13 protein-coding genes are annotated in these 13,047 nt (G+C 60.9%); 7 read left to right on the forward strand and 6 right to left on the reverse strand.

Translation table 11 applies throughout. The features are described from left to right. Window positions 1-34 precede the first annotated feature (34 nt). The 3 genes from BFW87_RS15925 to BFW87_RS15935 all read left to right on the forward strand — a co-directional run bounded on the left by BFW87_RS15925 (window position 35) and on the right by BFW87_RS15935 (window position 4,071). Complete coding sequence (locus tag BFW87_RS15925; protein ID WP_078740721.1) at window positions 35-1,399, forward strand: MFS transporter; 1,365 nt, start codon at window positions 35-37, stop codon at window positions 1,397-1,399. Between the two features lie 11 nt (window positions 1,400-1,410). Then, on the forward strand, window positions 1,411-2,964 hold the full coding sequence (gene garD, locus BFW87_RS15930) for a galactarate dehydratase (RefSeq protein ID WP_078740722.1): 1,554 nt from the start codon (window positions 1,411-1,413) through the stop codon (window positions 2,962-2,964). Between the two features lie 165 nt (window positions 2,965-3,129). Continuing rightward, window positions 3,130-4,071, forward strand: coding sequence for an AEC family transporter (locus BFW87_RS15935; protein ID WP_078740723.1), 942 nt, complete (start codon window positions 3,130-3,132; stop codon window positions 4,069-4,071). A gap of 110 nt (window positions 4,072-4,181) precedes the next feature. Here BFW87_RS15935 and BFW87_RS15940 read toward each other — a convergent pair whose 3' ends face one another. From BFW87_RS15940 to gatC, 6 genes are all read right to left on the reverse strand, one after another. Further along, entirely contained in the window at window positions 4,182-4,565 is a 384-nt protein-coding gene (locus BFW87_RS15940) for a carboxymuconolactone decarboxylase family protein (protein WP_078740724.1), read from the reverse strand. Further along, a complete protein-coding gene (locus tag BFW87_RS15945; RefSeq protein WP_078740725.1) occupies window positions 4,562-5,608 on the reverse strand; it encodes a calcium/sodium antiporter in 1,047 nt (348 codons plus the stop codon). Before BFW87_RS15945 ends, BFW87_RS15940 begins: the two co-directional genes overlap by 4 nt. Before the next feature lie 58 nt (window positions 5,609-5,666). Further along, window positions 5,667-6,038, reverse strand: a complete 372-nt coding sequence (locus BFW87_RS15950; RefSeq protein ID WP_078740726.1) for a septal ring lytic transglycosylase RlpA family protein — start codon at window positions 6,036-6,038, stop codon at window positions 5,667-5,669. A 136-nt stretch (window positions 6,039-6,174) separates the two neighbouring features. After that, window positions 6,175-7,620, reverse strand: coding sequence for an Asp-tRNA(Asn)/Glu-tRNA(Gln) amidotransferase subunit GatB (gatB, locus tag BFW87_RS15955; RefSeq protein WP_078740727.1), 1,446 nt, complete (start codon window positions 7,618-7,620; stop codon window positions 6,175-6,177). A 10-nt stretch (window positions 7,621-7,630) separates the two neighbouring features. Then, window positions 7,631-9,082 (reverse strand): Asp-tRNA(Asn)/Glu-tRNA(Gln) amidotransferase subunit GatA, encoded by a 1,452-nt coding sequence (gene gatA / locus BFW87_RS15960; RefSeq protein WP_078740728.1) that lies wholly within the window; start codon window positions 9,080-9,082, stop codon window positions 7,631-7,633. A gap of 16 nt (window positions 9,083-9,098) precedes the next feature. Continuing rightward, the gene (gene gatC, locus BFW87_RS15965) at window positions 9,099-9,386 is read right to left on the reverse strand and encodes an Asp-tRNA(Asn)/Glu-tRNA(Gln) amidotransferase subunit GatC (RefSeq protein WP_078740729.1); all 288 of its coding nucleotides are present in this window, start codon (window positions 9,384-9,386) and stop codon (window positions 9,099-9,101) included. A 210-nt stretch (window positions 9,387-9,596) separates the two neighbouring features. Between gatC and mreB the strand changes: the two genes are divergently transcribed. From mreB to BFW87_RS15985, 4 genes are all read left to right on the forward strand, one after another. Then, window positions 9,597-10,634, forward strand: a complete 1,038-nt coding sequence (gene mreB, locus BFW87_RS15970; protein WP_002555108.1) for a rod shape-determining protein MreB — start codon at window positions 9,597-9,599, stop codon at window positions 10,632-10,634. Between the two features lie 139 nt (window positions 10,635-10,773). Continuing rightward, a complete protein-coding gene (mreC, locus tag BFW87_RS15975; protein WP_078740730.1) occupies window positions 10,774-11,886 on the forward strand; it encodes a rod shape-determining protein MreC in 1,113 nt (370 codons plus the stop codon). Next, the gene (gene mreD, locus BFW87_RS15980) at window positions 11,886-12,374 is read left to right on the forward strand and encodes a rod shape-determining protein MreD (protein ID WP_017138250.1); all 489 of its coding nucleotides are present in this window, start codon (window positions 11,886-11,888) and stop codon (window positions 12,372-12,374) included. Before mreC ends, mreD begins: the two co-directional genes overlap by 1 nt. A gap of 51 nt (window positions 12,375-12,425) precedes the next feature. Then, window positions 12,426-13,022 (forward strand): Maf family protein, encoded by a 597-nt coding sequence (locus BFW87_RS15985; protein WP_078740731.1) that lies wholly within the window; start codon window positions 12,426-12,428, stop codon window positions 13,020-13,022. The last annotated feature ends 25 nt before the right edge of the window (window positions 13,023-13,047 follow it).

Below are 13,047 nucleotides of genomic sequence, written 5' to 3' on the forward strand. Positions count from 1 at the left end.
CCGCAAAAAAAATAATTAGTGGGAGTACATCTTCATGCAAGCGACCAAGCCGACTCACGTCCGCTATTTGATCCTGCTCATGCTGTTTCTGGTGACCACGATCAACTACGCCGACCGGGCCACTATCGCCATTGCCGGCTCCAGCCTGCAAAAAGACCTTGGCATCAGTGCCGTCACCCTCGGTTACATCTTCTCCGCATTCGGTTGGGCCTACGTGGCCGGGCAAATCCCCGGCGGCTGGCTGCTGGACCGCTTCGGCTCGAAAAAAGTCTATGCCCTGAGCATTTTCACCTGGTCGCTGTTCACCGTGCTGCAAGGCTATGTCGGTGAGTTCGGCGTCTCCACTGCCATCGTTGCGCTGTTCATGCTGCGCTTCCTGGTAGGCCTGGCTGAAGCGCCTTCATTTCCCGGAAATGCCCGCATTGTCGCGGCGTGGTTTCCTACCGCCGAACGCGGCACCGCGTCGGCTATCTTCAACTCCGCGCAGTACTTCGCCACCGTGCTGTTTGCACCGCTGATGGGCTGGATCGTCTACACCTTCGGCTGGCAGCACGTGTTTATCGTGATGGGCGGCATCGGCATCCTGTTCTCGCTGATCTGGCTGAAAGTTATCCACAGCCCGCGTCAGCATCCGATGATCAACGAAGCCGAGTTCAACCACATCGCGGCCAATGGCGCGATGGTCGACATGGATCAGGACAAAGCCCGCGGCCAGAAAACCGACGGGCCGAAGTGGGATTACATCCGCCAACTGCTCACCAACCGCATGATGCTCGGCGTGTATTTGGGCCAGTACTGCATCAACGGCATTACTTATTTCTTCCTGACCTGGTTCCCGGTGTACCTGGTGCAAGAGCGTGGCATGACCATTCTCAAGGCGGGGTTCATTGCTTCGTTGCCGGCAATCTGCGGGTTTATTGGCGGCGTGCTGGGCGGGATCATTTCCGACTACCTGCTGCGCAAAGGCCATTCGCTGACCTTCGCGCGCAAGGCGCCGATCATTGGCGGGCTGCTGATTTCTTGCAGCATCGTGGCCTGCAACTATGTGGATATCGAATGGATGGTCGTAGGCTTCATGGCGCTGGCCTTCTTCGGTAAAGGCGTTGGCGCACTGGGTTGGGCGGTGGTGTCCGACACCTCGCCGAAACAGATCGCCGGCCTCAGTGGCGGCCTGTTCAACATGTTTGGCAACCTGGCCTCCATCAGCACGCCGATCGTGATCGGTTACATCATCAGCACCACCGGCTCGTTCAAATGGGCCTTGGTGTTTGTGGGGGCCAACGCGCTGTTGGCGGTGTTCAGCTACGTCGTCATCGTCGGCCCGATCAAGCGCGTGGTGCTCAAAGAGCCGCCAAGCAAAGGTCCTGAGCTGACCAATCTGACCCAAGCGCATTCCTGAGGGACGATGTAATGCAGTTGATTGAACATGCCGACTCGCCGCGCTCCATTCGTTTGCACGCGCGTGACAATGTAGTGATTGTGGTCAATGACCAGGGCGTACCGGCGGGCACCGAGTTTCCGGACGGCCTGGTGACCGTGGATTTCATCCCGCAGAGCCACAAGGTGACCCTGGAAGATATCCCCGAGGGCGGTCAGATCATTCGCTACGGGCAAACCATCGGTTATGCCCTGGCGCCGATTCCGCGCGGCAGTTGGGTGCAGGAAGATCAACTGCGCATGCCCACCGCGCCACCGCTCGACAGCTTGCCGCTGTCCACCGAGGTGCCTGAAACCGAAGCGCCACTGGAGGGGTTTACCTTTGAGGGTTACCGCAACGCCGACGGTACGGTGGGCACGCGCAATATCCTCGGCATCACCACCACCGTGCAGTGCGTCACGGGCGTGCTGGACCATGCGGTCAAGCGCATCAAGGACGAGCTGCTGCCCAAGTACCCCCGCGTCGATGACGTGGTGGCGCTGACCCACAGCTACGGCTGCGGCGTGGCGATTACCGCGACGGATGCGTACATCCCGATACGCACGGTGCGCAACCTGGCGCGCAACCCGAACCTGGGCGGCGAAGCGCTGGTGATCAGCCTGGGCTGCGAGAAATTGCAGGCCGGGCAGGTGATGCACGACAACGACAGCTCCGTCGACCTGAGCGAGCCGTGGCTGTACCGGCTACAGGATTCCAGCCACGGCTTTACCGAGATGATCGAGCAGATCATGGCGTTGGCCGAAACACGCTTGAAGAAACTCGACCAGCGCCGCCGCGAAACCGTGCCCGCGTCCGAGCTGATCCTGGGCATGCAGTGCGGCGGCAGCGATGCGTTTTCCGGCATCACCGCCAACCCGGCACTGGGCTATGCCTCGGACCTGCTATTGCGCGCCGGGGCAACGGTGATGTTTTCCGAAGTGACCGAAGTACGCGATGCGATTTACCTGCTGACGTCTCGCGCCGAGACCAAGGAAGTTGCCCAGGAGCTTGTCAGGGAAATGGACTGGTACGACCGTTACCTGGCCAAGGGCGAGGCGGATCGCAGCGCCAATACCACGCCAGGTAACAAGAAGGGCGGGTTGTCGAATATCGTCGAGAAGTCCTTGGGTTCCATCGTCAAATCCGGCAGCAGCGCGATCAACGGCGTGCTTGGCCCGGGGGAGCGGTTCAAGCGCAAGGGGCTGATTTTTTGCGCGACGCCGGCCAGTGACTTTGTGTGTGGCACCTTGCAACTGGCGGCCGGGATGAACCTGCATGTGTTCACCACCGGGCGTGGCACGCCGTACGGGTTGGCGATGGCGCCGGTGGTGAAGGTCTCGACACGTACCGAGTTGGCACAGCGTTGGCCGGACCTGATCGATATCGACGCCGGGCGCATTGCCACCGGGCGCGCGAGCATTGAGGCGTTGGGCTGGGAGTTGTTCCACTTCTATCTGGATGTGGCCAGCGGCAAGAAGCAGACCTGGGCTGAACAGCACAAGCTGCACAACGACATCACCTTGTTCAACCCGGCGCCCATCACCTGAGACCGAGTCGCCTGCTTCGCGAGCAAGCCCGCTCCCACATTTGATGTGTGAACACTGTTCAAAATGTGGGAGCGGGCTTGCTCGCGAAGGCGGCCTACCAGACGCCACTGGGCCGCATGGCTTATCATTAGCCACCTGACGACGCTCACCAAGGTTCTCCCCGGCATGCTGGCTATCTTCCTCACCACCCTCACCATCACCGCGCCGGTGTTTGCCATGCTGTTCCTGGGTGTGCTGCTCAAGCGCATCAACTGGATCAACGACAACTTTATCCACACTGCATCCTCCCTGGTGTTCAACGTCACCATGCCGGCCCTGCTGTTTCTCGGCATCCTCCACGCCGACCTGCACGCGGCGCTCAAGCCGGGTTTGCTGATCTACTTTGCCGTCGCCACGCTGTTGAGCTTTGCCCTGGCCTGGGGCTGGGCGATTTTTCGCTGCCCGCGTGAAGACCGCGGTATCTACACCCAGGGCTCATTTCGCGGCAATAACGGGGTAATCGGCCTGGCGCTGGCCGCCAGCATGTACGGCGACTACGGTATTTCTCTCGGTGCGATCCTCGCGGCGCTGGTGATCCTGTTCTACAACACGCTCTCCACCATCGTGCTGGCGGTGTACAGCCCGGTGATCAAGTCCGACCCGTGGAGCATTTTCAAAAGTGTGGTGGCCAACCCGCTGATCATCAGCGTGATCGTGGCTGCGCCGTTCGCCATTTTTAAAATCGGCCTGCCGGGCTGGCTGGAGTCTTCCGGTCAGTATTTGGCGGACATGACCTTGCCGCTGGCGTTGATCTGCATCGGTGGCACCTTGTCACTGGCGGCGTTGCGTAAAAGCGGGAGCATGGCGCTGAGTGCCAGCCTGGTGAAGATGATCGGTTTACCGGTATTCGCGACGCTGGGCGCGTGGCTGCTCGGTTTCCGAGGGCCGGAGTTGGGGATTCTGTTCCTGTATTTCGGCGCGCCGACGGCAGCGGCAAGCTTTGTGATGGCCAGGGCGGCTGAGGGCAATCATGAGCTGGCGGCAGCGATCATTGTGATCACCACCTTGATGGCGGCGGTGACCACCAATATCGGGATCTTTGTGTTGCAGGCGGGTGGCTGGATCTGAATGTTGCGGTGGTTTTGAGGGCCAATCGCAGGCAAGCCAGCTCCCACATTTTAGATTTGTGAATACAGTCATATGTGGGAGCTGGCTTGCCTGCGATAGCTATCTGACAGTCACTGCTTATCCGCCTGATACGCCTCAATCACTTCCTGCGCCGCCCGAAACGCATCAATCGCCGCCGGCACACCCGCATACACCGCACAGTGCAGCAACGCCTCACGAATCTCTTCCACGGTGCAGCCATTGTTCAGCGCGCCGCGCACGTGGCCTTTGAGTTCCTGTGGGCACTTGAGCGCGGTAAGGGCGGCGAGCGTGATCAGGCTGCGCGTCTTCAGCGGCAACCCTTCGCGGTTCCACACGCTGCCCCAGGCGTGTTCGTTGACAAAGTCCTGCAGCGGCTGGGTGAACTCGGTGGCGTTGTTCAGCGCACGGTCGACGAACACATCGCCCATCACTTGGCGACGCATTTCAACCCCGGGCTTTTTCTGATCGGTCATTGCGATTCCCTCTTGTGTTGGCGGCGCCAGGCTCGCAGCGAGGTGAACAACAGGAAAGCCACCAGCGCTGGCAGGACGTAATACAGCATCAATTGTTCAAGCTTGGTCGCCAGCGGCATGCCAAAGGTAAATGACACCACGTGCAAGCCGTACGCCAGGTACAGGCCCAGAAACAACAGCCCTTCAGCGCGTGTGACGCGGTAGCCGCTGTAGAACACCGGCAGGCACAACGCCACCACGCCAAGCATCACCGGCAGGTCGAAATCCAGTGCGTTGGGCGACACCGACAGAGGTGACGGTGCGAGCAAGGCGGTCAGCCCCAGCACCCCGAGCAGGTTGAACAGGTTGCTGCCGATCACGTTGCCCACGGCGATTTCACGCTCGCCACGCAGGGCGGCAATCAGCGAGGTGGCCAGGCACGGCAGCGAGGTGCCCACGCCGATCAGCGTCAGGCCGACGATGCGCTCCGACAGGCCCAGATCACCGGCCACATCCACTGCCGCGCCGAGCAGTAGATGCCCGGCGAGCACCAGCACCAGAAAGCCGCCAAGCATCAACAGCACGCTGCTGAGCCAAGGCGCGTTGGCCACGGTGTCCAGGGTGCGCGGGCGGCGGGAATGGCGCGTCTGGTAATGCAGCAGCGCGAGGTAAGCCACCAGGGCCACGAGCAATACCAGCCCGTCGACAGGCGTCAGTGCTTCATTGGCCGAGAGGATGAACACCAACAGGCTGGCGCAGATCATCACCGGGATATCCAGGCGCACCAGTTGGCGCGACACGCGCAGTGGAATGATCAGCGCCGACAGGCCCAGGGTCACGAGGATATTGAAGATGCTGCTGCCGATCACGCTGCCCACGGCGATGTCGGTATTGCCGGCGAGGGTGGCTTGCAGGCTGACAGTCATCTGCGGCGCGCTGCTGCCGAACGCGACGATGCTCAGGCCGATGATCAGTGGCCGCACCTTCAGGCTGGCCGCCAGGCGCACCGCGGCGCGTACCAGAATTTCGGCGCCGATGATCAGCAATGCCAGGCCGCTGACCAGTTCGATCAGGCTCCAGGCCGAGAGGGCGGTTAATCCGAGAATGGTCAGGCCTCCCTCATCAATTACTCATGGCTTGCACGCGCACCCGCGCAGTGCCGCTGCTCAGCATACCCAGTTGCTCGGCGGCTTTGCGTGAAACGTCGATCAAGCGCCCGCGGGTGTGCGGCCCGCGATCATTGATGCGCACCACGACCGATTTGTTGTTATCGAGATTGGTCACCTTGACCTGCGTGCCGAAAGGCAAGCGCCGATGGGCGGCGGTCAGGGCGTTCTGGTTGAAGGGTTCACCGCTGGCGGTCTTGTTGCCATGGTGCTTGGCGCCGTAATAGGAGGCGGTGCCGGTTTCGTCGTAGCCGTTGGGGTCGATGAGGCCGCTGGCGCAACCGGCCAACAGAGAGAACAAGGTCCAAAGACCCAGTAGACGCTTCATGTTCAGATAACCCCCAATGATCGTTCCCACGCTCCGCGTGGGAATGCAGCCCGTGACGCTCCGCGTCACAAAAGCGGACGCGGAGCGTCCTGTGAGGCGTTCCCACGCAGAGCGTGGGAACGATCATTCAGCGCTATCAGCCTTCGAGCTTGCTCTTGAGCAGTTCGTTCACCTGTTGCGGGTTGGCTTTGCCTTTGGAGGCTTTCATCGCCTGGCCGACAAAGAAGCCGAACATCTTGCCGCGCTTGGCTTCGTCTGCCGCGCGATACTGCTCAACCTGCTCGGCGTTGGCCGCGAGCATTTCATCCAGCACGGCCGAAATTGCGCCGCTGTCGGTAACTTGCTTGAGGCCGCGCTTCTCGATGATCTCGTCCGCACTGCCTTCGCCTGCGGCCATCGCTTCAAACACGGTCTTGGCGATTTTGCCGGAGATGGTGTTGTCCTTGATGCGCAGCAGCATGCCGCCCAACTGCTCGGCGCTGACCGGTGCTTCGTCGATTTCCAGGCCCTGCTTGTTCAACAGGCTGCCCAGCTCAACCATCACCCAGTTGGCCGCCAGTTTGGCGTCGCCGGCAATGCTCAGCACTTTTTCGAAGTAGTTGGCTTGTTCGCGGCTGGAGGCCAGGACGCTGGCATCGTAGACCGACAGGCCGAACTGCGCCTGGAAGCGCTCGCGTTTTTGCTGCGGCAATTCCGGCAAGGTCGCGCGCACTTCATTGAGGAACGAGTCCTCGATGACCACCGGCAACAGGTCCGGATCGGGGAAGTAACGGTAGTCGTTGGCTTCCTCTTTGCTGCGCATGGCGCGGGTTTCGTCTTTGTTCGGGTCGTACAGGCGCGTTTGCTGGATCACCTTGCCGCCGTCTTCGATCAGCTCGATCTGGCGACGCACTTCGGTGTTGATCGCCTTCTCGATGAAACGGAACGAGTTGACGTTCTTGATCTCGCAGCGGGTGCCGAACTCGACCTGGCCCTTTGGACGGATCGACACGTTGCAGTCGCAACGCAGCGAGCCTTCGGCCATGTTGCCGTCGCAGATGCCCAGGTAGCGCACCAATGCGTGGATGGTCTTGACGTAGGCCACGGCTTCCTTGGCGCTGCGCATGTCCGGCTCGGAGACGATTTCCAGCAGCGGCGTACCGGCACGGTTCAGGTCAATACCGGTCGCGCCCGGAAATTCTTCGTGCAGGCTTTTGCCGGCGTCTTCTTCCAGGTGCGCGCGGGTCACGCCGACACGTTTGATGGTGCCGTCTTCCAGCGGGATATCCAGGTAGCCCTTGCCGACGATCGGCAATTCCATCTGGCTGATCTGGTAGCCCTTGGGCAGGTCCGGGTAGAAGTAGTTTTTCCGCGCGAACACGTTGTGCTGGCCGATCTCGGCGTCAATCGCCAGGCCGAACATCACCGCCATGCGCACCGCTTCCTCGTTCAGCACCGGCAAAACACCGGGCATGCCCAGGTCGACCAGGCTGGCCTGAGTGTTGGGCTCGGAGCCGAACGTGGTGGCGCTACCGGAGAAAATCTTCGATTGGGTGGCGAGCTGGGTATGAATCTCCAGCCCGATCACAACTTCCCATTGCATAGTGTTCTCCTCAAAAGCCGGTAGGGGTGCGGGTGTGCCAGTCGGTGTTCAACTGGTACTGGTGCGCCACATTGAGCAGGCGGCCTTCCTGGAAATACGGGGCGAGCAATTGCACGCCGACCGGCAGGCCATCGACGAAACCTGCTGGCATGGACAAGCCCGGCAAGCCCGCGAGGTTGGCGGTGATGGTGTACAGGTCTTCCAGGTACTCGGCGATCGGGTCGCCGGTCTTGGCGCCAATCTTCCAGGCCGGGTTAGGCGTGGTTGGGCCGAGGATCACGTCGACTTCTTCAAAGGCGGCCATGAAGTCGTTCTTGATCAGGCGACGGATTTTTTGCGCCTTGAGGTAGTACGCGTCGTAGTAGCCGGCGGACAGGGCGTAGGCGCCGACCATGATGCGGCGTTGTACTTCGGCGCCGAAGCCTTCGCCACGCGAACGCTTATAAAGGTCGGTGAGGTCTTTCGGGTTTTCGCAGCGATAGCCGAAGCGCACGCCGTCGAAACGCGACAGGTTGGAGGAGGCTTCTGCCGGGGCGATTACGTAGTAGGCAGGAATCGCGTGCTGGTTGTTCGGCAGGCTGATTTCCTTGATCACCGCGCCGAGCTTTTCCAGCTCTTTGATGCTGTTGTGCACCAATTCGGCGATACGCGGGTCGAGACCGGCGCTGAAATACTCTTTCGGCACGCCGATGCGCAGACCCTTAAGCGAGGTGTTAAGGCTGGCGCTGTAGTCCGGCACCGGCTCATCGATGCTGGTGGAGTCCTGTTTATCGAACCCGGCCATACCTTGTAACAATATCGCGCAGTCTTCAGCGGTGCGTGCCAGCGGGCCGCCCTGATCCAGGCTGGATGCGTAGGCGATCATGCCCCAGCGGGAAACGCGACCGTAGGTCGGCTTCAGACCGGTGAGGTTGGTGAAGGCCGCAGGCTGGCGGATCGAGCCACCGGTGTCGGTGGCGGTGGCCGCCGGCAGGAAGCGTGCAGCAACGGCCGCAGCCGAACCGCCGGACGAACCGCCGGGCACGTGCTCCAGGTTCCACGGGTTTTTCACCGCGCCGTAGTAGCTCGATTCGTTGGCCGAACCCATGGCGAATTCGTCCATGTTGGTCTTGCCCAGGGTCACGGCCCCGGCGGCAGCCAGCCTGGACACCACGGTGGCGTCGTAGGGCGCTTTAAAGTTGTCGAGCATCTTCGAGCCGCAACTGGTGCGAATGCCCTGGGTGCAGAACAGGTCTTTGTGGGCGATCGGTGCGCCCAGCAGTGCGCCATTCTCACCGTTGGCGCGACGTGCGTCGGCGGCCTTGGCCTGGCTCAGGGCCAGCTCTTCGGTGAGGCTGATGAAGCTGTTGACCTTGGGGTCCAGCGCGGCGATGCGCGCCAGCAGGGTCTTGGTCAGCTCTTCGGAAGAAAACTTTTTGTCGGCGAGACCGCGGGCGATCTCGGCCAGAGTCAATTGATGCATTGCAGGCTCTTTCCCTTTAGTCGATGACTTTCGGTACCAGGTACAGGCCGTTTTCGACCGCTGGTGCGATGGACTGGTAGGCCTCGCGATGATTGCGCTCGGTCACGACGTCTGCGCGCAGGCGCTGGCTGGCTTCCAGCGGGTGAGCCAGGGGCTCGATGCCGTCGGTATTCACGGCCTGCATTTGGTCAACCAGCCCGAGAATGCGGTTCAGGGCTGCGGTGGTCTGTGGAAGATCGGCGTCATTCAGGCCAAGCGAGGCCAGATGCGCGATTTTTTCCACGTCGGAGCGTTCAAGCGCCATGGGATTCTCCAGTGGAAAACAGAACGGAGGGCGTCCGTGTGTTAGATTGTCGGAACACTACCGCATTTCTACGGTCATAAGGCCGCGATTGTGGGGGTTGGTGCACAGAAAGTCGGCCAATTTAGCACATTGGCGCCTTGCCCAAAATCCCTGTCGTTGTTAGAGTTTGCCGCACTTTTTTACCCACGCGTTGCCTAGGGTCCTTTCCCCATGTTCAAGAAACTGCGTGGCATGTTTTCCAGCGATCTTTCCATTGACCTGGGCACTGCCAACACCCTTATTTACGTGCGCGAGCGCGGTATCGTTCTGAATGAGCCATCGGTTGTGGCCATTCGGACCCATGGTAATCAGAAAAGTGTCGTTGCCGTCGGCACCGAGGCCAAGCGCATGCTCGGCCGAACACCAGGCAATATTGCTGCCATTCGTCCGATGAAAGACGGCGTGATCGCCGACTTCAGCGTCTGCGAAAAGATGCTGCAGTACTTCATCAACAAGGTTCACGAAAACAGTTTCCTGCAGCCCAGCCCTCGTGTGCTGATCTGCGTTCCGTGCAAGTCCACCCAGGTGGAGCGTCGCGCCATCCGTGAATCGGCCCTTGGCGCCGGTGCCCGTGAAGTGTTCCTGATCGAAGAGCCTATGGCTGCCGCTATCGGCGCCGGCCTGCCGGTTGAGGAAGCGCGCGGTTCGATGGTGGTGGATATCGGTGGTGGTACCACTGAAATCGCCCTGATTTCCCTGAACGGTGTGGTGTATGCCGAATCCGTGCGCGTTGGCGGCGACCGCTTCGACGAAGCGATCATCACCTATGTGCGTCGTAACTACGGCAGCCTGATCGGTGAATCCACCGCTGAGCGCATCAAGCAGGAAATCGGTACTGCCTACCCGGGCGGCGAAGTGCGCGAAGTGGATGTTCGCGGTCGCAACCTGGCCGAAGGCGTTCCACGTGCCTTCACCCTGAACTCCAATGAAGTGCTGGAGGCTCTGCAAGAGTCCCTGGCCACCATCGTTCAGGCTGTGAAAAGTGCCCTGGAGCAATCGCCGCCGGAACTGGCTTCCGACATCGCCGAGCGTGGTCTGGTATTGACCGGTGGTGGCGCCTTGCTGCGCGACCTCGACAAGCTGCTGGCTCAGGAAACCGGTCTGCCGGTGATCGTCGCCGAAGACCCGCTGACCTGCGTTGCCCGTGGCGGTGGTCGTGCACTGGAAATGATGGATAAACACACCATGGACCTGCTCTCCAGCGAATAAGATCGCTCGGGTGGTTCATGCTTCGCCCGCAGGCAGCACTTTGCAGTGCTGCCTGTTGGCGTTTATCTTCTTCAATCTGCATCCAGGCCGGTTTGATGCCGTATGAATAAAGAGAACATTTGCCTGGGAGGAGCGGCTTATTAAACCGCTTTTCGCCAAAGGCCCCTCATTGGGCGTGCGCTTATTGGTGCTGGTCGTGCTTTCGGTCGCGCTGATGGTGGTCGATGCCCGCTTTGCACTGCTCAAGCCCGTGCGTAGCCAGATGTCGCTGGTGTTGATGCAGACTTACTGGATCACCGACCTGCCGCAACGTCTCTACCAGGGCGTGGCCAGCCAATTTGGCAGCCGCACTGAACTGGTCGCCGAGAACGAAAAACTCAAGACTGAAAACCTGCTGTTGCAGGGGCGCATGCAAAAGCTCGCGGCCCTCACTGAGCAGAACGTTCGGCTGCGCGAGTTGCTCAACTCTTCCGCATTGGTCAACGAGAAGGTCGAAGTGGCCGAGCTGATCGGCATGGACCCTAACCCCTTTACCCATCGCATCATCATCAACAAGGGTGAGCGCGACGGTGTGGTCCTCGGTCAGCCGGTGCTCGACGCCCGTGGCCTGATGGGCCAGGTGGTTGAGCTGATGCCCTACACCTCGCGGGTATTGCTGCTGACGGACACGACCCACAGCATCCCGGTGCAGGTGAATCGCAACGGCTTGCGCGCGATTGCCAGTGGCACCGGTAACCCGGAACGCCTGGAATTACGCCATGTGGCAGACACCGCCGACATCAAGGAAGGTGACCTGCTGGTCAGCTCCGGTCTCGGTCAGCGGTTCCCGGCGGGTTACCCGGTGGCGACGGTCAAGGAAGTCATCCACGACTCCGGTCAGCCATTTGCCATTGTGCGCGCCGTACCGACTGCAGCGCTGAACCGCAGCCGCTACCTGTTGCTGGTGTTCAGCGACAACCGCACCCCGGAAGAGCGCGCCAACGACGCCGCCCAGGCGCAGGAAGCGGAAGACAAGCAAAACGGTACCGGGCCGATTGTTCCCGCCACGGTGCCCAAGCCTGCATTTGTAGGGCCGCCTGCACCGCCCGTCACCCCGCCAGCGCCTGTGGCAACCGCAGTCAAGCCGGCAGCCCACAGCGCGCGCCCGGCTAAACCGGCGGCCAAGCCTGCAGCCACCACACCTGCTACCACGACGCCTGCGGCCAAGCCTCCGGCAACTGCCCCGGCAACCACGCGGCAGAGGGAAGAATAATGGCCGGTACTCACTCGCGTAATGGCTGGATCGTCTGGCTGACCTTCGCTATCGGTTTGCTGCTCAGCGTGTCGCCACTGCCGCAATTCATGGAAATCCTGCGCCCGCTCTGGCTGGCGCTGTTGCTGGCATTCTGGTCGCTGACCCTGCCGCATAAAGTCGGCATGGTCACGGCGATGTGCCTGGGCTTGGCGGAAGACGTACTGTATGGCACCTTGCTGGGTCAGAACGCGCTGATCCTCACCCTGATTACATTCCTGGTGCTGTCGTTGCAGCAGCGTTTGCGCATGTTCCCGATGTGGCAGCAGTGTCTGGTGATTCTGGTGATATTCGGTTTGGCGCAGTTGGTGCAGTTGTGGCTCAGCGCCTTGACCGGCAATCGCCAGCCAACCCTGGCGTTGGTGTTGCCCGCTTTGGTCAGTGCATTGCTGTGGCCTTGGGTCAGTTTCGGTCTGCGTGGGTTACGTCGTCGCTATAAAATCAATTGAATGGATTGCGAGGCTCTGCCTGGTTATCGAACGTCACAGGGAGAGTCTGCAATGAATTCGCTTTATCTGGCCTCAGGCTCTCCGAGGCGGCGTGAACTGCTGACCCAGATCGGTGTGCCCTTCACCGCTGTCAGCGCAGCCATTGATGAAACGCCTCTTACAAACGAATCCGCCGTTGCCTACGTCGAACGCCTTGCGCGCGGCAAGGCAGCGGCGGGTTTTGCTGCGCTCGAAAAAAACGCCGGCGCCTGTGTGCTGGGCGCCGATACAGCCGTCATCGTTGATGGCCGGATCCTCGGGAAACCGGTCGATCAGGCCGACGCCCTGGCGATGTTGATGGCCCTGTCAGGGCGTGAACACGAGGTGCTCACGGCCGTCGCGCTCACTGACGGCCAGCGCAATGAGGCGTTGTGTGTAAGCAGCCGCGTACGTTTTCGCGGTATTTCTGTCGAAGAGGCTACAACCTACTGGCACAGTGGCGAACCTCAGGACAAGGCCGGCGGCTATGCTATCCAGGGGCTTGGGTCGGTGTTCGTCGCTGGGCTCAATGGCAGCTATTCCGCCGTGGTAGGCCTGCCGGTGTGCGAAACCGCGCAACTGCTCGACCAATTCGGCATACCCTGTTGGCAAAACCTTACCGCGCGCTGAACGCCGTATCCCAGCGCCCAGCCAT

The sequence above is a fragment of the Pseudomonas fluorescens genome, assembly GCF_002022275.1.
Classification (GTDB): domain Bacteria; phylum Pseudomonadota; class Gammaproteobacteria; order Pseudomonadales; family Pseudomonadaceae; genus Aquipseudomonas; species Aquipseudomonas fluorescens_AJ.

Excerpts from the sequence above, each read along its gene's own strand:
- BFW87_RS15925 (WP_078740721.1), top strand. The coding sequence starts at position 35 with ATGCAAGCGACCAAGCCGACTCACGTCCGCTATTTGATCCTGCTCATG.
- garD (WP_078740722.1), top strand. The coding sequence starts at position 1,411 with ATGCAGTTGATTGAACATGCCGACTCGCCGCGCTCCATTCGTTTGCAC.
- BFW87_RS15935 (WP_078740723.1), top strand. The coding sequence starts at position 3,130 with ATGCTGGCTATCTTCCTCACCACCCTCACCATCACCGCGCCGGTGTTT.
- BFW87_RS15940 (WP_078740724.1), bottom strand. The coding sequence starts at position 4,565 with ATGACCGATCAGAAAAAGCCCGGGGTTGAAATGCGTCGCCAAGTGATG.
- BFW87_RS15950 (WP_078740726.1), bottom strand. The coding sequence starts at position 6,038 with ATGAAGCGTCTACTGGGTCTTTGGACCTTGTTCTCTCTGTTGGCCGGT.
- gatB (WP_078740727.1), bottom strand. The coding sequence starts at position 7,620 with ATGCAATGGGAAGTTGTGATCGGGCTGGAGATTCATACCCAGCTCGCC.
- gatA (WP_078740728.1), bottom strand. The coding sequence starts at position 9,082 with ATGCATCAATTGACTCTGGCCGAGATCGCCCGCGGTCTCGCCGACAAA.
- gatC (WP_078740729.1), bottom strand. The coding sequence starts at position 9,386 with ATGGCGCTTGAACGCTCCGACGTGGAAAAAATCGCGCATCTGGCCTCG.
- mreB (WP_002555108.1), top strand. The coding sequence starts at position 9,597 with ATGTTCAAGAAACTGCGTGGCATGTTTTCCAGCGATCTTTCCATTGAC.
- mreD (WP_017138250.1), top strand. The coding sequence starts at position 11,886 with ATGGCCGGTACTCACTCGCGTAATGGCTGGATCGTCTGGCTGACCTTC.
- BFW87_RS15985 (WP_078740731.1), top strand. The coding sequence starts at position 12,426 with ATGAATTCGCTTTATCTGGCCTCAGGCTCTCCGAGGCGGCGTGAACTG.